Source organism: Mesorhizobium sp. WSM4308 (assembly GCF_002294905.1).
Lineage (GTDB): Bacteria > Pseudomonadota > Alphaproteobacteria > Rhizobiales > Rhizobiaceae > Mesorhizobium.
Map to the genome: position 1 here is coordinate 300006 of NZ_NSFW01000002.1, position 20102 is coordinate 320107.

At 64.0% G+C, this 20102-nt stretch carries 20 protein-coding genes; 10 read left to right on the plus strand and 10 right to left on the minus strand.

Going from position 1 to position 20102, the window contains the following annotated elements; all coding sequences use genetic code 11:
* Positions 1 to 48: 48 nt before the first annotated feature.
* Positions 49 to 1041, minus strand: coding sequence for an adenosine kinase (locus tag CK227_RS04265; RefSeq protein ID WP_095771691.1), 993 nt, complete (start codon positions 1039 to 1041; stop codon positions 49 to 51).
* A 247-nt stretch (positions 1042 to 1288) separates the two neighbouring features.
* Between CK227_RS04265 and CK227_RS04270 the strand changes: the two genes are divergently transcribed.
* Together CK227_RS04270 and CK227_RS04275 are read left to right on the plus strand one after the other, a co-directional pair.
* Positions 1289 to 2191 (plus strand): EamA family transporter, encoded by a 903-nt coding sequence (locus CK227_RS04270; RefSeq protein ID WP_095771692.1) that lies wholly within the window; start codon positions 1289 to 1291, stop codon positions 2189 to 2191.
* Between the two features lie 88 nt (positions 2192 to 2279).
* On the plus strand, positions 2280 to 2978 hold the full coding sequence (locus CK227_RS04275) for a sulfate transporter family protein (RefSeq protein WP_095771693.1): 699 nt from the start codon (positions 2280 to 2282) through the stop codon (positions 2976 to 2978).
* A 29-nt stretch (positions 2979 to 3007) separates the two neighbouring features.
* Here CK227_RS04275 and CK227_RS04280 read toward each other — a convergent pair whose 3' ends face one another.
* The 5 genes from CK227_RS04280 to CK227_RS04300 form a co-directional block, all read right to left on the minus strand.
* Positions 3008 to 3811: an oxaloacetate decarboxylase gene (locus tag CK227_RS04280; RefSeq protein ID WP_095771694.1), complete on the minus strand. Its 804-nt coding sequence runs from the start codon at positions 3809 to 3811 to the stop codon at positions 3008 to 3010.
* Positions 3812 to 3885: 74 nt separating this feature from the next.
* Positions 3886 to 4740: a hypothetical protein gene (locus CK227_RS04285; protein WP_095771695.1), complete on the minus strand. Its 855-nt coding sequence runs from the start codon at positions 4738 to 4740 to the stop codon at positions 3886 to 3888.
* 71 nt (positions 4741 to 4811) lie between these two features.
* A complete protein-coding gene (locus CK227_RS04290) occupies positions 4812 to 5471 on the minus strand; it encodes an HAD family phosphatase (protein ID WP_179296382.1) in 660 nt (219 codons plus the stop codon).
* The gene (gene dut, locus CK227_RS04295) at positions 5471 to 5956 is read right to left on the minus strand and encodes a dUTP diphosphatase (protein WP_095771697.1); all 486 of its coding nucleotides are present in this window, start codon (positions 5954 to 5956) and stop codon (positions 5471 to 5473) included. Before dut ends, CK227_RS04290 begins: the two co-directional genes overlap by 1 nt.
* 96 nt (positions 5957 to 6052) lie before the next feature.
* The gene (locus tag CK227_RS04300; RefSeq protein WP_095771948.1) at positions 6053 to 6523 is read right to left on the minus strand and encodes an Lrp/AsnC family transcriptional regulator; all 471 of its coding nucleotides are present in this window, start codon (positions 6521 to 6523) and stop codon (positions 6053 to 6055) included.
* A 113-nt stretch (positions 6524 to 6636) separates the two neighbouring features.
* On the opposite strand from CK227_RS04300, the gene CK227_RS04305 reads away from it, so the two are divergent.
* The 3 genes from CK227_RS04305 (at position 6637) to CK227_RS04315 (ending at position 9254) form a co-directional block, all read left to right on the plus strand.
* A complete protein-coding gene (locus CK227_RS04305; protein WP_095771698.1) occupies positions 6637 to 6885 on the plus strand; it encodes a DUF6356 family protein in 249 nt (82 codons plus the stop codon).
* Positions 6886 to 6900: 15 nt separating this feature from the next.
* Positions 6901 to 7701: a class II glutamine amidotransferase gene (locus tag CK227_RS04310; protein WP_095771699.1), complete on the plus strand. Its 801-nt coding sequence runs from the start codon at positions 6901 to 6903 to the stop codon at positions 7699 to 7701.
* A gap of 179 nt (positions 7702 to 7880) precedes the next feature.
* Positions 7881 to 9254: an amidase gene (locus CK227_RS04315; RefSeq protein WP_095771700.1), complete on the plus strand. Its 1374-nt coding sequence runs from the start codon at positions 7881 to 7883 to the stop codon at positions 9252 to 9254.
* On the opposite strand, the gene CK227_RS04320 is transcribed toward CK227_RS04315, so the two are convergent.
* The gene (locus tag CK227_RS04320; RefSeq protein WP_095771701.1) at positions 9248 to 10321 is read right to left on the minus strand and encodes an FAD-binding oxidoreductase; all 1074 of its coding nucleotides are present in this window, start codon (positions 10319 to 10321) and stop codon (positions 9248 to 9250) included. The genes CK227_RS04315 and CK227_RS04320 overlap by 7 nt on opposite strands.
* A 126-nt stretch (positions 10322 to 10447) precedes the next feature.
* Here CK227_RS04320 and CK227_RS04325 point away from each other — a divergent pair, with 126 nt between their 5' ends.
* The 3 genes from CK227_RS04325 to CK227_RS04335 all read left to right on the plus strand — a co-directional run bounded on the left by CK227_RS04325 (position 10448) and on the right by CK227_RS04335 (position 13663).
* The gene (locus CK227_RS04325) at positions 10448 to 11044 is read left to right on the plus strand and encodes a TetR/AcrR family transcriptional regulator (protein WP_095771702.1); all 597 of its coding nucleotides are present in this window, start codon (positions 10448 to 10450) and stop codon (positions 11042 to 11044) included.
* Positions 11041 to 11970, plus strand: coding sequence for a haloalkane dehalogenase (locus CK227_RS04330; protein WP_095771703.1), 930 nt, complete (start codon positions 11041 to 11043; stop codon positions 11968 to 11970). The genes CK227_RS04325 and CK227_RS04330 overlap by 4 nt, the downstream gene beginning before the upstream one ends.
* A gap of 100 nt (positions 11971 to 12070) precedes the next feature.
* Entirely contained in the window at positions 12071 to 13663 is a 1593-nt protein-coding gene (locus tag CK227_RS04335; protein ID WP_095771704.1) for a peptide chain release factor 3, read from the plus strand.
* A 48-nt stretch (positions 13664 to 13711) separates the two neighbouring features.
* Here CK227_RS04335 and CK227_RS04340 read toward each other — a convergent pair whose 3' ends face one another.
* Entirely contained in the window at positions 13712 to 14182 is a 471-nt protein-coding gene (locus CK227_RS04340; protein WP_095771705.1) for a VOC family protein, read from the minus strand.
* A 267-nt stretch (positions 14183 to 14449) separates the two neighbouring features.
* Here CK227_RS04340 and ilvD point away from each other — a divergent pair, with 267 nt between their 5' ends.
* Positions 14450 to 16294 carry a dihydroxy-acid dehydratase gene (ilvD, locus tag CK227_RS04345; RefSeq protein WP_095771706.1) on the plus strand — a complete coding sequence of 615 codons (1845 nt, stop codon included), beginning with the start codon at positions 14450 to 14452 and terminating at the stop codon, positions 16292 to 16294.
* Positions 16295 to 16304: 10 nt separating this feature from the next.
* Here the strand turns inward: ilvD and CK227_RS04350 are convergent, their stop codons facing one another.
* The gene (locus CK227_RS04350; protein WP_095771707.1) at positions 16305 to 16778 is read right to left on the minus strand and encodes a hypothetical protein; all 474 of its coding nucleotides are present in this window, start codon (positions 16776 to 16778) and stop codon (positions 16305 to 16307) included.
* Positions 16779 to 16829: 51 nt separating this feature from the next.
* The gene (locus CK227_RS04355; protein ID WP_095771708.1) at positions 16830 to 18584 is read right to left on the minus strand and encodes an ABC transporter ATP-binding protein; all 1755 of its coding nucleotides are present in this window, start codon (positions 18582 to 18584) and stop codon (positions 16830 to 16832) included.
* Between the two features lie 152 nt (positions 18585 to 18736).
* On the opposite strand from CK227_RS04355, the gene CK227_RS04360 reads away from it, so the two are divergent.
* Positions 18737 to 20017, plus strand: a complete 1281-nt coding sequence (locus CK227_RS04360) for an amidohydrolase family protein (protein ID WP_095771709.1) — start codon at positions 18737 to 18739, stop codon at positions 20015 to 20017.
* Positions 20018 to 20102 lie beyond the last annotated feature (85 nt).

The following is a 20102-nucleotide window of genomic DNA, read 5'->3' on the forward strand; positions in this document are numbered from 1 at the left end:
TCGTCTAGGAGCGGTATGTGACAACTGCGCGACGGTGAGAAGCGGCTGCTACAGCAACCCAGCCAGTTCCGCCTCGCGGCGCAGGTTCTGCCTCGGCCTTGGGCCGATCTGCTGGATCACAAGACCGGCCGCCAGTGAGCCAAGGTCGCCGCAGGTCTTGAGGTCGCGGCCTTGCGTATAGCCGTGCAGGAAACCGGCGGCATAGAGGTCGCCGGCGCCCGTCGTGTCGACCAGTTCCCGGATCGCCGTCGCCTGGATCACCACGGTCTCGTCGCCGCGCACGATGACCGAGCCTTTTTCCGACCGCGTGACGGCGGCTATTCCGCAGTCCTTGCGGATCTTGGCCAGCGCCTCGTCGAAGGACGATGTCTGGTAGAGCGACTTGATCTCGTGACTGTTGGCAAAGACGATGTCGACCGTGCCCGACCGCATCAGCTCGAGGAATTCGTCGCGGTAGCGGTCGACGCAGAACGAATCCGACAGCGTCATGGAGACTTCGCGGCCTGCGGCGTGCGCCAGCCGGGCCGTCTGCCGGATCGCCTCCTTGGCGCGCGGCGGGTCCCACAGATAGCCTTCGAAATAGGTGACCTTGGCCGCAGAGGCCTTGTCGGCCTCGACATCCTCAGGCCCAAGCTCGACGCAGGCGCCGAGATAGGTGTTCATCGAGCGTTCGCCGTCGGGTGTGACGAAGATCATCGAGCGTGCCGTCGGCGGCTCGCCCTGGAGCGGCTTGGTGTCGAAGGCGACGCCCTGCGCGCGGATGTCGTGCGCGTAGATTCCGCCCAGCGCATCGTTGGAGACCTTGCCAAAGAAGGCGGCGCGTCCGCCGAAGGAGGCAACACCGGCCGCCGTGTTGCCGGCGCTGCCGCCGGAGGCTTCGATCGCCGGACCCATCCGGCTGTACAGCAGTTCGGCGCGGTGGGTGTCGATGAGGTTCATCGCGCCCTTGATGATGCCGTTGGTTTCGAGGAATGCCTCCTCGCACTGGGCGATGATGTCGACAATGGCATTGCCGATGCAAAGCACGTCATAATCCGGCATCAATGTCTCCGCCAAAAACCCGAGCCGGCTTCTTGCCACGCTGGCCGGGCGCGGGTTTAGCGATTCGCGGCGGCTTTGCCTAGGGTGTGTTGCTATTGAGGTGCTGCCGGCCTGACCTGCATTGCAACGAACCCTGGAGCGCGGCACGCCAGGCGCTACGACAATTCGACCGTGGACGAAGCATTTCGTCTGGCCGTCGCTTACAAGCTGGCTCTGCCGATCAGCCATCAAAGGCAAGCCAGTCCCCATGTCTGCAAAGAACGATACGACAATCGACCTAGCCTTGCTCGGCGTGCTGGCTGTGCTGTGGGGCGCCTCCTACACCTTCATCAAGATCGGCGTCGAGACCATCCCGCCCGTCACCTTCATCGCCGCGCGCACCTTGATCGCCGGCGGCATCCTGTTCGCCATCATCCGCTGGCGCGGACTTGCCATGCCACGCGACACAGCCACCTGGCGCCGCTTCGCCTTCCAGGCCTGCCTCAACAGCGTCATACCGTTCACGCTGATCGCCGCGGCCGAGCGCTCGGTCGATGCCGGCCTCGCCACCATTCTCAACGCCACCTCGCCGATCTTCACCTTCCTGCTCACCGCTCTGATCACCCGCCATGAGCCGGTCACGGTGCGCAAGTTGATCGGTGTCGGCGCCGGCATAGCCGGAATATGCCTCATCGTCGGCACCGAGGCGTTGGGTGGCATCGGCCACGAGCTGTGGGCGCAGGTCGCCATCGTCGCGGCAACGATCTGCTATGCCGGCGCCGCCATTTTCGGCCGTGGCTTCAAGGGCCTCGATCCGATGCTGCCGGCGGCAGGCTCGATGCTGTGCGGCGCGGTCATGCTGGTGCCGCTCAGCCTGGTGGTCGACCAGCCCTGGACGCTCTCGCCATCGACGGCGTCGATCCTGGCTCTGCTCGGCCTGTCGGTGTTTTCGACCGCGCTTGCCTTCGTCATCTATTTCCGCCTCATCCACACGCTGGGTTCGGTCGGCACCACGTCACAGGCCTATCTGCGCGTGCCGATCGGCGTCGGCATCGGCGCCGTCTTCCTCGGCGAAAGCCTGGGGCCGACGGCATGGCTGGGCATGGCTTTTGTCGTGGCCGGCGTCGCGGCCATGACCATCCCGGTTGGAAAGCCGGCGTTCGCCCGATAGCGATATGCTTGTGCTCGCGGCCCGCGCTGCCTATCTCGGAAGCGTCCCGCCTGTCGGCGGTGTCCGCTGACCCGGGGGTTGAAGCACGGTGATTTTCGACGCTGCCCGCATCGCGGTCCTCGAGCTGCTCTCGCCGCCGTTTCGTGCCGTGTTCATCAAGACGCTCGGCCTGACCGTGCTGGCGCTGGTCGCCTTGTGGTTTGGCCTGACCAGTCTTGTCGAGTGGCTGGCTTTGCCATGGCTCCAGACATTGCTGCCGGGCATGCCGTCCTGGGTCGGGTGGCTTGGCGGCATCATCGCGGCCATCGCCCTTGCCTTCGGCATGGCCTTGCTCGTCGCCCCGGTCACGGCGGTGATCGCCGGCCTGTTCCTCGACGATGTCGCCGAAGTGGTCGAGCGCACCGACTATCCCCGCGACCCGGTCGGGCGCGCCATGCCGGCATGGCGCTCTCTGGTGCTGGCGATAGAGTTCCTCGGCGTCGTCATCCTGGGCAACATCGTGGCGCTGATGCTCCTGCTGGTGCCCGGTATCAACATCGCCATCTTCTTCATCGTCAACGGCTATCTGCTCGGCCGCGAATTCTTCGAATTCGCCGCGATGCGCTTTCGCCCTGAGGACGAAGCCAGGGCCTTGCGCCGGCAGTATGCCGGCACGGTGTTTCTCGCCGGGCTGGTCATAGCGGCCTTCCTTGCCGTGCCGCTGCTCAATTTGCTGACGCCGCTCTTCGCCGCCGCCATGATGGTGCATCTGCACAAGGCGGTCTCGGCACGGGAAAGCCGCCGCTGACCGCGGTCGCCATATATGACGGCCGCCGTTTAATCGGCGGATTTGCCGAACAGCGCCTGCAATTTGCCGAACGGCATGGCGGCGCGGGTGAAGCCGAACGTGCCGTCCTGCTGGATTTCGCGCGTCGCCGTCTCCAGCATGCCATAGGCGAAATTGGTCAGCCAGGGCCCGAGCGAAATGCGCTTCACGCCAGCCTTTGAGAGATCGGCGATGGTGAAGCCAGGTTTCGCCATGACGTTGACCGGCTTGCTGACCGCCGAACACAACGTTTTCACCATCTCGACATCGCCGATCCCAGGCGCATAGAGCACATCGGCGCCGGCCTTCTCGAAGGCCTGCAGCCGCTTGATGGTGTCGTCGAGATCGGGCTTGCCCCACAGAAAATTCTCGGCCCGCGCGGTGAAGACGAAATCGCGTTTCAAGGCCCGAGCCGCCTCCACCGCCGCCGCGACGCGCTCGACCGCGTGGGAGAAATCATAGATCGGCCTGTCGGGATCGCCGGTGTGGTCCTCGATCGAGCAGCCGGCAAGGCCGGCCGCTTCCGCCGCGAAGATGGTTTCGGCGGCCCGCTCGGCACTGTCGCCCTTGCCTTTCTCGAGATCGGCCGAGACCGGCAGGTCGGTCGCCGCCGTCACCTCGCGGCAGTGATGGATCATCTGCTCGAAGGTCACCGCGCCGTCCGGCAGGCCGCGCGAAAAGGCAAAGCCGGCGCTGGTCGTCGCCAGCGCCTTGAAGCCGAAGGATCCGAGCAGCTTGGTCGTGCCCGGATCCCAGGGATTGGGCATGACGAAGGTCGAGGCATGCAGGTCGCGAAAGATCTTGCCCTTGTCCATGAATGCTCCCCATCAGAAGTGTCGGGGCGGATGCTATCGCGCCGTCTTCGGCCGGGCAAATAAATGCGCTTGGTTCAGAAGCGTTTCTCGTTCTCAGCTGCCAATTTCTCGAATGCGTCGGAATCCTTGACGTAGCGCGATGTCTTCTTGTCCCAATGATAGGTGACGGAAATGTCGTGCGACGACGCTTCGGGCGGCGCGTCATCGCAGCTTTCATCGCTTGGCACGGTGCTGTCGGTGACCGTCGCCTGGACGGCGGCATAGGGCTGGCCGTCGGCGATGGTCTGGAAGGCCACATCCTGCTTGCGGCTGTAGGCGCAGAGCCTTTCGTCGAACGTGTAGATCATGTCGATCAGCTCGAATTTGTCGTCGCGGACCATGATCAGCGGGGTGATCACATAGCCCTGGCTCGAATTGAAATGCGTGCTCATGGTGATGAGCATGTCGTCGCCGGCGCCGATCGAAAGCTTGTTCGGCTCGCGAAAATAGGTGCTGCGGTCGACCGCGACATTGGCCGCATCGAGCAGTTTCGGCGTGGCCGTGACGTCGTAGAGTGCAAGCACCGCATAGCCCTCTGCGCTGTCGGGAGAATCGCCAAGGTCGAACAGCATGGCCAGCCGGTCCTTGCCGCCGGCCTTGACGGGAAGCACGGCGGCGTTGGGGAAGCTGGATGTCTCGGGCGGCGAACCGCCGCTATCCGGTCCCTCGATGTGGCGCATCTCGATCGGCAATCCGCCCTTGTAGAAACCGTCTCCGTCCGCGGCGAGGCTCGGGATGACCATTCTGGCCAGGTCGAGATAGGTAACATCGCGGCGGCCAGGCAGCGGGCTGCCCAGATCCGGGAAGCTGACGGTTTGAGCGCCGGCCACAGTCCAAAAGAACGGCAGCATCATTACGGCGAGGATCAAGCGGAAAAAGTTCGTTGGCATGAGCGCCCCCCAAGATCAGGCCACTCACGCTAGCACGGGTTCCAGCATCGCGCAGCCGTGCTGGACCCGGATCAGTGGATCGGCACAAGACCAGCCAGTTCGCGCATGTCGTCGAACAGGATGCCGCCGGCCTCGATCAGGCCGTCGCGGTCGGAATAGGGATCGCCATGATAGGAAAACACCCGCATGCCGGCGGCGATGCCGGCCTGCGTGCCGGCGACGCTGTCCTCGATGACGATGCAGTCGGCCGGCGCGAAGCCCAAGGACTTGGCCGCATGCAGGAACAGGTCGGGGAACGGCTTGCCGCGCCCGACCATGGTCGAGGAAAACATCGCATGTTCGAACAGCGGCAACAGCCCGGTCTGGCCCAGCGTGATGTGCATCTTCGAAATCCGGGCCGAGGTGGCGACGCAATAGGGGATGCCGGCCGCGCGGACCGCCTCGATGAACTCCCGCACGTAGGGGATCGCTTCGACGCCATGGGAGAACAGGTCCGGCAGGCCAGCATTCCAGCGATCGACGAAATCGGCGCCGAGACGAACCTCGGTCCGCTCTTCGATCTCCTTCTGCACCGAGGCCATGCTGCGGCCGGAGAAATTCCTGCGGCAATATTCGAAGCTTGTCGGATAGCCGGCGGCCGCCAACCATTCGGCGAGGCGTCGATTGGCGAGATTCTCCGTGTCGACGAGAATGCCGTCGCAGTCGAAGATGACCAGCTTTGGTATTTGCATCAGGCGGTGCCGGTCGATCCGAACCCGCCCGAACCACGCGCCGTGCCGCCGGCCAGCGAACGTTCTTCGACGGCCACCTGCGTCACCGCGGCGAAAACGATCTGGGCGACGCGCATGCCGCGCGTCACGGCAAAATCCTCGTCGCCGAGATTGATCAAAAGCACCTTCACCTCGCCGCGATAGTCGCTGTCGACCGTGCCGGGTGAATTGAGGACGGTGAGGCCATGCTTGAAAGCGAGGCCGGAGCGCGGCCGCACCTGGCCTTCCATGCCTTCGGGGATTTCCAGGATCAGCCCGGTCGGCACCAAAGCGCGTTTCCCAGGCAGGATCAGCAGTGGCCGGTCGTCGGGTACCGCCGCGCGAAGATCCATGCCGGCCGCGCCGGCGCTTTCGTAGGCGGGGAGGGGAAGTCCTTCAGCATGCGGCAATCTGACGAAGCCGACGGTCGGACCGATGACGGAGGAGTTTTGGAGGGCTGCGCGCATAAAATCGATCCTATCGGCGCGATTGCCGATTCGGTCAATTCGCCCGCGCCGCTATCAACGGCTTTCTTTCAGGCATCACTATGGCCTGAGCACGCTTTAGCGCACTTCCATTGGAACAACCGTCGTCTCCTTGATCTCCTCCATGACGAAGGAGGCGGACACATCGGACAGCGCCACCTTGGCGATCAGCCGCTGGTAGAGCCGGTCGTAAGCCTTCACGTCGGCAACGCGGGCACGCAGGACATAGTCGAGGTCGCCGGACATGCGATAGACGCCGGTGATCTCGGGAAGGCTGGTCACCGCCGCCCGAAACTTTTGCAACCAGTCGGGATCATGGTTGGAGGTACGGACCAGGATGAACACCGAAAGGCCAAGCCCGAGCTTGTCGGCATCGACCAGCGCCACGCGGCCGGTGATGACGCCATCCTCCTCCAGCCGCTTGACGCGCCGCCAACAGGCATTGCGCGACAACGCCACCCGTTCAGACAGCTGGTCGACCGACAGCGTGCCGTCGCGTTGCAATTCGGTAAGCAGTTTTCGGTCTATTTCATCGATATCCAGCGCCATGTTGGGATATTTGTCCCGCAGAGTGACAAAATACAAGGACATTTTGAGACCGATGAACCGGCGAAGCGTGTCAGGATACTCATATCTGAACGCAAGCGCTGAAGGGGACCTCAATGTCGGTTGCAAGGATCTTCACTTCCCATCCCGCCAAGGTCGGCGAAACCTATTTCGGCCATATGGCCTTTGCCGCCTGGTTCTCCTCGCGCCTGCTGCTGGCGGCCGGCGCCGCCCTCGTTCACGCTTTCTTGCCATTTCTCTTCGAGACTACCGCCAGCCGAATCGTCCGCGAGCTTTACGACCGGACGCACAACAGAGGCACACACGCGACCAAGGAGCCGGCGGCTCTCATGGATCGCGCCTAGAGGACGACAGAAGCGATGTGCCGGTGGGCGGCCTATCTCGGTGAAGCGGTCTTTCTTGAAGACATTCTCACGGCGCCCTGCCACTCGCTGATCGCCCAGAGCCATTGCGCCCAGGAAGCCAAGTCGCCGACCAATGGCGACGGTTTCGGCCTCGCCTGGTATGGCGACCGGCCGGAGCCCGGCCTCTACCGCGACATCCTGCCGGCCTGGTCCGATCCCAATCTGAAGAGCCTGTGCCGGCAGATCAGATCCGGCCTATTCCTCGCCCATGTGCGGGCCTCGACCGGCGGCGCCACCAGCCGCATGAACTGCCATCCCTTCATCTCCGGTTCCTGGTCGTTCATGCACAATGGCCAGATCGGCGGCTTCGAGAAAATCCGCCGCGCGCTGGAGAATTCGCTGTCCGACGCCGTCTTCGACCAGCGCGAAGGCACCACCGATTCCGAATTGTTCTTTCTCCTGATGATCGACGAGGGCTTGGCCGGCGACCCGCAAGGCGCGGTCTCGCGCGCCACTGCCCGCGTGCTCGAAGCCTCGCGCCGGGCCGGCCTCGAACCTGCACTGAAACTCACCGCCGCCTTCTCGGACGGGCAGGCGCTGCACGCGGTGCGCTATGCCACCGACGCCCATGCGCCGACGCTCTACACCTCCTCCTTGCGCAAAGGCGGCGGCCGCTGCATCGTCTCCGAACCTTTCGATCGCGAGGGCGGTGACTGGCAGGCGATCCCGCCGTCGAGTTTCGTCACCATGACTGGGGACGGGATCAGCATTCGGCCCTTTGCCCCGACGGCGGCGAAGTTGGCCTTGGTCGGGTAAATCCTTCTCTAAGTCGGAACCGCCGCAGGACAGGGGGCGCCGTAGAGCGCAGACCCCAACGGACGGTCGGCGCAATTTCGATCAAACACCACTAGGCCGCGAATGCTCAACTCTGCTTGAAGCCGCGCCGCTCTCCGCCATCTTGATCTGATGAGCGCGGCCAAGCCGGAGCATTCGCCATGGACATCGTCTTCTCCTCAACCGTCGAACTCGCCACCGCCATCGCCCGTCGCAAAATCTCCGCCGTCGAAGCCCTCGATGCCCATCTGGCGCAGATCGACCGGCACAATGAAGGCGTCAACGCCGTCATCTCGCTCGACCGGGAGGGCGCGTACGAACGCGCCGGGAAGGCCGACGCGGCACTTGCGCGCGGGGCCACACCCGGGCCGTTGCATGGCGTTCCCTTCACGCTGAAGGACATGCACGAAACCATCGGCATGAAAACCACGGTGGGCTTCCCGCCCTTCGCCGACTATGTCGCCAGCCACGACAGCCCGGTCGTTGCGAGACTGAAGGCGGCCGGCGGCGTGCTGATGGCCAAGACCAATGTCGCCACCATGCTGTCGGACTGGCAGTCGAACAATCCGCTGTTCGGGCGCACGAGCAATCCATGGAACCTTGAGCGCACGGCGGGCGGCTCAAGCGGCGGCGCAGCGGCGGCGGTGGCGGCCGGCATGACGCCGTTCGATGTCGGCACCGACATGCAGGATTCCATCCGGCTTCCGGCCGCCTTCTGTGGCGTGTACGGCCTGAAGCCGACCGAACACCGCGTCTCGCTGGCCGGCGCCTTCCCAAATCCTGGCAATGCGGCGCGCAGCGTGCGGCTGATGTCTTGCCTCGGCCCGCTGGCGCGCAGCGTGGATGATCTGTCGCTGATTCACCGAATCATCGCCGGGTCGGACGGGCGTGACACCGATCTGGCGCCGGTGCCGGCCGAGATCACGCCGAAGCTCAGCCTGAAGACCGTGCGCATTGCCTTCGCTCCGTCCTTGCCCGGCTTCCCGGTGGCCAGCGCTATCGGCGCCGCGGCCGAAAATCTCGCAAGGCAGCTGCAATCGGCGGGGGCGATCGTGGAACAGGCGAAGCTGCCCGAGCTCGATCTGCACGACGATCTCGCGCAGGGCGGCGCGCTGATCGGCATGATGATGGAGGCCGCGCAGCCCGAGCCGCCGGAGCGGCCGACGTCGGTCTCGCGCTGGTTCGAGGCGCTTGCCCGCCGCGACAAATCCATTCTCGCCTGGGACCGGTTCTTGGACGACTGGGACGCGCTGCTCTGCCCGGTCGCGATGACCACGGCCTTTCCGCATTGCGAGCCGGGCACGCCGATCAAGGTCGACGGCAAGGATCAAGACTACTGGATGCTGCCGGCCTATGGCGCCGTCTTCAACTACAGCGGCCATCCTGCACTTTCGATGCCGTGCGGAAAAGATCGCGACGGCCTGCCGATCGGCCTGCAATTGGTCGGCAAACGCTGGTCGGAGGCGCGGCTGCTTGGTGTCGCGGCGGCCATTGAGCCGCTTACCGGTGGCTTTCGCCGCCCGCCGGCTTATTGAGCAAAGCGCGACAGCCCATAGGGTGCCAGCAGCGGGTCGCGCTCGCCGTCGAGGATTTCCCGGGTCGCAAACAGGCCGACGGCCGGCGCCAGCGTGATGCCCGAATGCATCACCGCGACATAGAGCCCGTCCATGCCCTCGGCTCGGCCGATGATCGGGAAGCCGTCGATCGGATGGGGACGGTAGCCGATGGTGTGGAAATCGAGCTCCAGCCCTTCGGCGCCGCGCAATGCCGCCTTCGTCACCGCGAACAGGTCGCGCGCCGTCGCTTCGGGGTTTTGGCCGGGATCGCCGCCGGCGAAATCAGAGCCGGCGATGATGCGGCCCTCTGCCGTCTGGCGCATATGCAGTCTCTCGACATGCACCAGACCGTTGAGCAGCTTCTTGTATGGCCGCGAATGGACGATCAGGCCAGGTGGCGTTTCGATCGGCAGCTTGATGCCGGCCGTCGCGGCAATGTCGGGCGAGCCGACGCCAGCGGCGATCACCACTTCGTCGGCGGCAATCAGCCCATGCGATGTGTCCACGCCGGTCGTCCTGCCGTTGGTCTGGGCCAGCGCCGAGACCGTGCTGGCAATGACCCGCGCGCCATGCCGTCCGGCATCCGCCAGCAAGGCCCTGGCCGTCGCGACCGGCTCGGCCACGCCTTCCTCCGCGACATGAACAGCGAATTCAGGAGGCTCGACCAGGTTGGGTTCGATTTGCGTCGCCCGCTCGCGGCCAACGCGTTCAATGCCGTAGCCCCATGAAGAATGTTCGGCCGCGTAGGCTTCGAGCCGGTCGTCCGGCAAGTCCCAGCACAGCCCGCCACACCAGGCGAGCGGCAGCCCAGGCAGTTCGTTCGCCAGTCGCCTCCACTCGGCCATGGCGCGGGTGCGCAGCCGGAAATAGATTTCGGGGTTACCCCAGCTGGCGTTGATCCAGGCAAAGGAATTGGGCGTTGCGACGCCACCCGCGCCGCTTTCGGAAACGACCGTGACCTGCGCGCCTGCCCTGGTCAGATGCCAGGCGATCGAGGCGCCGATAATGCCGGCGCCGATGACGATCACTTGTTTCGCCGCAGCCATGTTCGCTCCTTTACCTGTTGTCCGCCGAGGACGCTCTTGCAGTGCCATCCCATTCGTCACTTGCCAACATAGGACACAGCAAAAATATGCGCTTGACATCAATACGTACGTACGTATTATTTCACCATGGCTAGACAATCACTCCGCGAAAAACTTCTCGACGCCGGTTTCCGGACCATCTGGAATTCAGGCTATGCCGCCGCCGGCGTGCGAGACATCGTTGCTGCCGCCGACGCCCGGCCGGGATCCTTCACCAATCATTTCGCCTCCAAGGAGGCGTTCGCCGGCGAAGTGCTGGATCGCTACTTCACCTATGTCAGTGGGCTGGTCGAGGCTGCGCTGGCGCAGGACGGCACGCCGCCCATAGGCAGGCTGAGCCGCTACCTCGACGTCATCACCTCGAAGCTCGAGGCGCATGACTGGGCGCACGGCTGCATGATCGGCAATCTCAGCCTCGAGACAGCCATGCACAGCGAGCCGTTGCGCTTGCAACTCGTCGCCATCTTCGAGCGCTGGCGCCAGCCATTCGCCGTCTGCATCGCAGAAGGCCAGGCGGCCGGCGACATCGCCAAGACCTTCGAGGCCGAGGACCTCGCCGACTTCCTGCTGTCGTCCTGGCAGGGCGCCATGCTGCGCATGAAGGTCGAGCGCAGCCCCGAACCGCTCGAGCGGTTCAAGAAAGTCATCTTCAGCACAGTGTTTGCAAAGGAGCCGACCCCATGAGTTCGAAAGCCAACCCGCCTCAGCCCGTCGCCACCGCGCCGAAACGCTTGCAGATTCCCGTACTCGATTCGACCATGTCCTATGTCGAGGCGGGAGCGTCCGGCCCGACCGTGCTGTTCCTGCACGGCAACCCGACCTCGTCCCATATCTGGCGCAACATCATCCCGCATGTCGCGCCGTTCGGCCGCTGCATCGCGCCCGACCTGATCGGCTATGGCCAGTCCGGCAAGCCCGATATCGACTATCGCTTCTTCGACCAGGTCCGCTATCTCGATGCCTTCCTCGACGCCCTCGACATCAGCGATGTGGTGCTGGTCGCGCAGGATTGGGGCACGGCACTTGCCTTCCATCTCGCGGCAAGGCGGCCGCAGCGCATCCTCGGCCTTGCCTTCATGGAATTCATCCGGCCCTTCGAGCGCTGGGAGGATTTTCACCAGCGCCCGCAAGCCCGCGAAATGTTCAAGGCGCTCCGCACGCCCGGCGTCGGCGAAAAGCTGGTTCTGGAGGACAATGTCTTCGTCGAGAAAGTGCTGCCGGCCTCGGTGCTGCGCACGATGAGCGACGAGGAAATGGCCGCCTATCGGGCGCCGTTCCCGACGCCGCAATCGCGCAGGCCGGTGTTGCGCCTGCCCCGGGAAATGCCCATCGAAGGCCAGCCCGCCGACGTCGCCGCCATCAGCGCGCACGACCATCGCGCGCTGCGGCTGTCCACCTATCCGAAACTGCTGTTCGCGGGTGATCCGGGCGCGCTGATCGGGCCGCAGGCCGCGCGCGAATTCGCGGCCGGTTTGAAGAACTGCGGTTTCATCAATCTCGGGCCTGGTGCGCACTATCTTCAGGAGGATCATGCCGACGCGATTGGCGGCGCTATCGCCAGCTGGCTTCCGGAGGTGGTTTTGGCGAACCGGATGGGCGAGCTGGCCTGAGGCAAGCCATGGCATCCGGCGGCGTCCGCGCCGCCGGACCGGTCGACAGCCCGGCACTACGCTGCTAGAAGCCCGGCCTGTCACACGGAAATCCCAGAGAATGCCCGAAACAATACCAGAGGAAGTGGCGCGCCGCCGCACCTTCGCGATCATCGCGCACCCAGACGCCGGCAAGACGACGCTCACCGAAAAGCTGCTGCTGTTCGGCGGCGCCATCCAGCTTGCCGGCGAGGTCAAGGCCAAGAAGGACAAGATCCAGACGCGCTCCGACTGGATGAAGATCGAGCGCGAGCGCGGCATTTCGGTCGTCACCTCGGTGATGACCTTCGAGTATGAAGACAACGTCTTCAACCTGCTCGATACGCCCGGCCACGAGGATTTCGCCGACGACACCTACCGCACGCTGTCGGCGGTCGACTCGGCCGTCATGGTCATCGACGCCGCCAAGGGCATCGAGCCGCGTACGCTGAAACTGTTCGAAGTCTGCCGGCTGCGCGACATCCCGATCATCACCTTCGTCAACAAGATGGACCGCGAAAGCCGCGATCCGTTCGAGATTCTGGACGAGATCGAGCAGAAGCTGGCGCTGGATACCGCACCCATCACCTGGCCGATCGGCCGCGGCAGGACGTTTTCCGGCACCTATCACCTGGCGTTGAACGCGGTGCGCAAGGGCGACGACGAGAGGGAACGCACACCAGTGAACGGTCCCGATTCCAACCGCGTCGCCGGGCTGCTGCCGGAAAACGAGCGCGAGGCCTTCATCGAGGAACTGGAGCTCGCGCGCGAAGCCTGCCGGCCGCTCGACATCGACGCCTTTCGCGAGGGCCATCTGACGCCGGTCTATTTCGGCTCGGCGCTGCGCAATTATGGCGTGCGCGACCTGATCGAGGCGCTCGGCGCCTTCGGGCCTCCGCCGCGCGCGCAGGAGGCCGACACCCGCAAGGTCGAGGCGACCGAGGACAAGATGACCTCCTTCGTCTTCAAGATCCAGGCCAACATGGATCCCAACCACCGCGACCGTATCGCTTTCGTGCGCGTCTGCTCGGGCAAGCTCGAGCGCGGCATGAAAGCCAAGCTGGTGCGAACGGGCAAGCCGATGAGCCTGTCGGCGCCGCAGTTCTTCTTCGCCCGCACCCGCGTCACGGCGGATGAAGCCTTTGCCGGCGACGTCGTCGGCATTCCCAACCATGGCACGCTGCGCATCGGCGACACGCTGACCGAGGGCGAGGAGATTCTTTTCAGGGGCGTGCCGAACTTCGCCCCGGAAATCCTGCGCCGCGTGCGCCTCGGCGACGCCATGAAGGCCAAGAAACTCAAGGAAGCGCTGCACCAGATGGCCGAGGAAGGCGTCGTGCAGCTGTTCTCGCCCGAGGATGGCTCACCGGCCATCGTCGGCGTCGTCGGCGCCCTGCAGCTCGATGTGCTGAAGGAGCGGCTGAACTTCGAATACACGCTGCCGGTCGAATTCGAAATGTCGCGCTTTTCCGTCTGCCGCTGGATCTCGGCCGACGACAAGGCCGAGACGCTTCGCTTCATCGAGGCGCATCGCGGCGACATCGCCAGGGACCTCGACAACGACCCGGTATTTCTGGCCCAGCACGCTTTCTCGCTGAACTACGAAGCCGAGCGCTGGAAAGCGATCCGCTTCGCCACGATCAAGGACTATCAGGTCCGCGACAAGGCGGCTTGAGCGCCAGTTTCCCTTCTCCCCCTTGGGCAGAAGGGAAGATCACGGCTCTCACCCTTTCGCCGCCTCTTCCAGCTTGGCGATGTCGATCTTGCCCATCTGCATCATCGCATCCATCACCCGGCCGGCCTTGGCCCGGTCCGCATCCCCGAGCAGGCGCGGCAGCTGTTCCGGCACGACCTGCCAGGAAACGCCGAACTTGTCCTTCAGCCAGCTGCATTGCGATGGTTCGCCGCCGCCTTCGATGAGCCTGTCCCAGAAATAATCCACCTCTTCCTGTGTCTTGCAGTCGATCGACTGTGACATCGCTTCGTTGAACTTGAATTGCGGTCCGCCGTTCAGCGCCTGGAACTGCACGCCGTCGAGCTCGAACGTGGTCACCAGCACTTTGCCTTCATCGGCGTGGCCTTCGGGCCAACGCATCACGCTCAGAACCTTCGAATTCTTGAAGATGGAGACGTAGAAATTCATCGCCTCTTCGGCCTGGTCGTCGAACCACAGGCAGGTGGTGATCTTTTGCATGTCGTGCTCCTCGGTTGCTTTTGCTGTTACGATGAAACGGTTGACTCCGAGAATGGTGCCATCTCCGTACCGTCCGCCCAAGGACGGTCCTGCGCGACGCGATCCGACAGCCGCATGTAATTTCTTTCGGGAGCTCGCGTTTTTCGGGAGACTCTGGCGCATTGCAAAAATGTGGCCAGACCATACTTGCGCGTCTATAAAGCCAGCGATCCGAATTCAGCTCCGCCGCGTCATTCCCGGGCTGCGGCCAGCCACCAAGGAAAAAACATGCCTGCCTATCGCTCCCGCACCACCACCCATGGCCGCAACATGGCCGGCGCCCGCGGCCTGTGGCGCGCCACCGGCATGAAGGATTCGGATTTCGGCAAGCCGATTATCGCGGTGGTCAATTCCTTCACCCAGTTCGTGCCGGGCCATGTGCATTTGAAGGACCTCGGCCAACTGGTGGCACGCGAGATCGAGAAGGCTGGCGGCGTCGCCAAGGAATTCAACACCATCGCCGTGGATGACGGCATCGCCATGGGCCATGACGGCATGCTCTATTCGCTGCCGTCGCGCGAGCTGATCGCCGACTCCGTCGAATACATGGTCAACGCCCACTGCGCCGACGCCATGGTCTGCATCTCCAATTGCGACAAGATCACCCCCGGCATGCTGATGGCCTCGCTGCGCCTCAACATTCCGACCGTCTTCGTCTCCGGCGGGCCGATGGAAGCCGGCAAGGTGGTGCTGGCCGGCAAGACCCAGGCGCTCGACCTGGTCGACGCCATGGTCGCGGCCGCCGACGACAAAATCTCCGACGAGGACGTCAAGGTCATCGAGCGCTCGGCCTGTCCGACCTGCGGCTCCTGCTCGGGCATGTTCACCGCCAATTCGATGAACTGCCTGACCGAGGCGCTCGGCCTGTCGCTGCCGGGCAACGGCTCGACGCTGGCCACGCATGCCGACCGCAAGCGGCTGTTCGTCGAGGCCGGCCATCTCGTCGTCGATCTGGCCCAGCGCTATTACGAGCAGGATGACGAAACGGCACTGCCGCGCACCATTGCCTCGAAAGGCGCCTTCGAAAACGCCATGACGCTCGACATCGCCATGGGCGGCTCGACCAACACCGTGCTGCACATCCTGGCCGCCGCCCATGAGGGCGAGGTCGACTTCACGATGGAGGATATCGACCGGCTGTCGCGGCGGGTTCCGGTGCTCTGCAAGGTGGCGCCGGCCAAGTCCGACGTCCACATGGAAGACGTTCATCGCGCCGGCGGCATCATGGCCATCCTCGGCCAGCTCGATAATGCCGGGCTGATCAACCGCGACCTGCCGACCGTGCACACATCAAGCCTCGGCGAGGCGCTCGACCATTGGGATATTTCCCGCACCTCCAGCCAGAATGTCCGCGACTTCTTCCTCGCCGCCCCCGGCGGCGTGCCGACCCAGGTCGCCTTCAGCCAGTACCGCCGCTGGGAGGAGCTCGATCTCGATCGTGAAAAGGGTGTCATCCGTTCGGCGGAAACGCCATTCTCGAAAGATGGCGGTCTTGCCGTGCTGAAAGGCAATCTGGCGCTCGACGGCTGCATCGTGAAGACGGCCGGCGTCGACGAGTCGATCCTGAAGTTCACCGGCCCGGCGCGGGTGTTCGAAAGCCAGGATGCTTCGGTCAAGGCCATCCTGTCCAACGAGATCAAGGCCGGCGATGTCGTCGTCATCCGCTATGAGGGCCCGCGTGGCGGCCCCGGCATGCAGGAGATGCTCTACCCGACCAGCTATCTGAAGTCGAAGGGCCTCGGCAAGGCCTGCGCGCTGGTCACCGACGGCCGCTTCTCCGGCGGCACGTCGGGCCTGTCGATCGGTCATGCCTCGCCGGAAGCCGCCGAAGGCGGCACGATCGGACTGGTGCAGGAAGGCGACACGATCGAGATCGACATCCCCAACCGCACCATCCGCCTCGCTGTCAGCGACGCCGAACTTGAAGCGCGCCGGGCGGCGATGGAAGCCAAGGGCGCCCTGGCCTGGAAGCCGGAGGAAAAGCGTAAGCGCAAGGTGACGACTGCGCTGCGCGCCTACGCCGCCTTCGCCACCAGCGCCGACAAGGGCGCCGTGCGGAAAGTGCCGGAGTGACCTGCCGAGGCTAGTGGTACTGGCCGTACCAAGGCCATTCCGCATTGGGAAGATAGGGCCAATCCGCTCGGGTTGGCAGCGATCGCTTTGCGTCCTCCGCCTGTGATGGTGTCAAGAAGATGCCGAAGAGATCGTTTCCGCCGTTAAGCGCATAGAACCGCACGTCCGAACTAGCGAGTTGGTCGTTGATGATTTTGAAGAATACGTAAGTGGCGGTGCCCCAGCTTTTGCGCTCGCTATCTGGAACATCTGGGGCATATATCACGAATTCTTGGGCTGCTGCGCGCACTACATATCGGGTCGCGTGCGCGTCGATGCTCTCCTCGATCGCGATCGGGTTTTTCAGATACTGTCGAAGCTCTGGCAAAACCTGATAGTAGGCCTTAGCTATTCCTTGCTCAGCCAGGTTCTCTGCGTCGAGTAAGTGCGCCTTGTCGTAGTCGATAGCCAGGGCCGGAGATTGCACGGCAAAGGTGCCGAACAAAACGCACCGTAGAAAGGACGCGAGTCGAGCACAGCGCATAACCGAACTCCGCTACGGCATCAGCTGATATTCATAAAGCTTCTGGTAAAGCCCGCCCTGCGTGAGCAGGGCACGATGCGGCCCGCTCTCGACCACCTTGCCGCCTTCCAGCACGACGATCGTGTCGGCCTGGTGCACGGTCGACAGGCGGTGCGCGATGACGATCGTCGTGCGGCCTTCGGTCAGCTGCTGCAGCGCGTCGCGGAACAGCGCTTCGGATTCGGCGTCCAGCGCGCTGGTCGCCTCGTCCAGCAGCAGGATTTCGGCGTTGCGCAGCATGGCACGCGCGATCGAGATGCGTTGGCGCTGGCCGCCCGACAAGAGGCCGCCATTCTCACCGACTTCTGTCTCGTAGCCCTTGGCCTGCGCCATGATAAAGTCATGCGCGTTGGCGGCTTTGGCCGCGGCAATCACCTCTTCATCGGTCGCGTCCTGCCGCCCGAGCCGGATGTTGTGCATGATGGTGCCGGCAAACAGGAACGTGTCCTGGCTGACATAGGCGATCTTTTCCCGCAGCGAGGCGAGGGTGGCATGCGAAATGTCCTGGCCATCGAGCAGCACCTTGCCGTTCTTCGGGTCATACATGCGCATGATCAGGTTCAGGATCGTCGACTTGCCGCCGCCGGAGGGCCCGACCAGCGCCGTCATCTTTCCCGGCTCAAGGGTGAGGTCGAACCGGTCGAGCACTGGCGGCCCATTCTGGTAGGCGAAGCTGACGGCGTCGAACCGGATCTCGCCCGGTCCGGCCCGAAGCGGCTTTGCATCGGGCTTCTCGGCCAGTGTCAGCGGCTCGTCGGCGAGCTGGAACATCATGCGCACGCCGACAATGCCGCTTTCCAGTGAGATGCGCACGCGCGCCAGGCGCTTTGCCGGTTCATAGGCGAGCAGCAGCGCCGCGATGAACGCCATGATGTTGCCGGGCATCTGGCCGCCCTGCAGAACCAGGAGGCCGCTGACCATGACGGCGCCGGCGATCGCCAGCCCGGCCAGCGTCTCCATCACCGGGCTGGTCACCGCTTCCAGCGCGGCAATGTTGTTGGCCCGATCCTCGACGTCTGCCACCGCCTTGTACATGCGCTTGCGCATCAAGCTTTCGAGGTTGAAGGATTTGACCACGCGCACGCCGATAGCGGTTTCTTGCATCACCTGAACGATCTGGCCAACCGAGCGGAACTCCATGGCGGCGAACTTGCGCACACGCTTCAGGATGCGGTTGACGCCATAGATGGCCACAGGCCCGGCGACGAAGCAGATCAGCGACAGCACCGGCTGCTGCCAGACCATGACACCAACCAAGGCAAGCAGGGTCACCAGATCGCGCACATAGGAGGTGACGATCAGGTCGAGCACGTTGCGTGCCGCCTGGGCATTGTTGGTCATGCGGGTGATCAGGTCGGATGACGAGGTCGAATGGTAGAATTCGATGCCTTGCGCCAGGATGCGGTCGTAGATCTTGCGCTGCCGGTCGGCGATGATGGCATTGCCGACCCGGCTCATGAAATAGGCCTGGACGAAATTGGCGAGGCCCTTGAGGATGAAGATCCCGGCGACCGCCGCGGCAATCATGTTGACGCGGTCGACCCGCTTGTCGATCACGAATTCATTGGTGATTTCGCGCAGGATCCAGGCGCTGGCGGCGGTCATGCCGGCCACCACCAGCATCGAAAGAATGGCCGCGCCATATCCGAACATATGCTCCCGGAACGATTCCTTGACCAGCCTTGCGACGAGGCGCTGGTTTTCCGTCGAGCGGAAGAAACGAAACAAAGGCTGATCCTTGGTGGCGCAATGACGAAGGCGGCTTATAGAGGGAGTTGTCGCCGGATGGAACCATTGGCGGCTTCTGGAAAGAAACCGCTGCGTCATGCTGTCTTTTGCGACACGATGGCAAAGTGATTCTTCAGGCGAGATGACGACAGATGGATTTCGACCTTATCGTTCGTGGCGGCACGCTGCCGGATGGCAGGATTGCCGATATCGGCATCAGCGGCGAGACGATCGCCGCGATCGAGCCCAAATTGCAGGGTTCCGCCCGGGCCGAGGTCGATGGTCGCGGGAATCTGGTCTCGCCCCCCTTTGTCGATCCGCATTTCCATATGGATGCCACGCTGTCCTACGGCATTCCGCGCATCAACGCCTCGGGCACGCTCTTGGAAGGCATTGCGCTATGGGGTGAGTTGAAGCCGCTTTTGAGGCATGAGGCGGTGCGCGACCGGGCGCTCGCCTATTGCGACTGGGCGGTGTCGATGGGCCTGCTCGCCATCCGCACCCATGTCGACGTCTGCGACGACAGGCTGCTGGCGGTCGAGGCCCTGCTCGACGTCAAGAAAACGATCGCGCCCTACATCGACCTGCAACTCGTGGCCTTTCCGCAGGACGGTTTCTACCGCTCGCCGAAGGCGCGTGAAAACACCATCCGTGCGCTGGACATGGGCGTCGACATCGTCGGCGGCATTCCGCATTTCGAACGCAGCATGGCAGACGGCACGCGCTCGGTGACAGAACTGTGCGAGATCGCGGCCAAACGTGGCCTGATGGTCGACCTGCATTGCGACGAGACCGACGACCCACTGTCGCGCCACATCGAGCAACTGGCTTATGAAACGCAGCGCCTTGGCCTGCAGGGCAAGGTGGCCGGCTCGCACCTCACCTCCATGCATTCGATGGACAATTACTATGTCTCGAAGCTTCTGCCGCTGATCGCCGAGGCCGGCGTTTCAGCTATCCCCAATCCGCTGATCAACATCATGCTTCAGGGCCGCCACGACACATTTCCAAAGCGCCGCGGCCTGACCCGGGTCAAGGAGATGCAGGCGCTCGGCATCCGTGTCGGCTGGGGTCAGGATTGCGTGCTCGATCCCTGGTACTCGCTGGGCACCGCCGACATGCTCGACGTCGCCTTCATGGGCCTGCACGTCGCGCAGATGTCGAGCCCGGCCGACATGGCGCGCTGCTTCGACATGGTCACCAACGTCAACGCCGCCATCATGGGTCTGGACCATCTCGGTCTCGCCGTCGGCAAGCGCGCCAGCCTCGTCGTCCTCGACGCCGGCAATCCGATCGAGGCCCTGCGCCTGCGCGCCGAGCGCATCTGCGTCATCGCCAGGGGCAAGGTGGTGTCGCAACGGACGCGGCAGGATACAAGGCTTTCCATCCCGGGCAGGCCGGCACTGGTCAACCGCAGGCACAAAGCCACGTAGGCCCAGCCGATTCCCGGTCCTGGTCTGGCGATTTCCCGGATTCCTCTCGTCAAAGCCGCCGCTTCCGTCTACGACGCGACTTGAG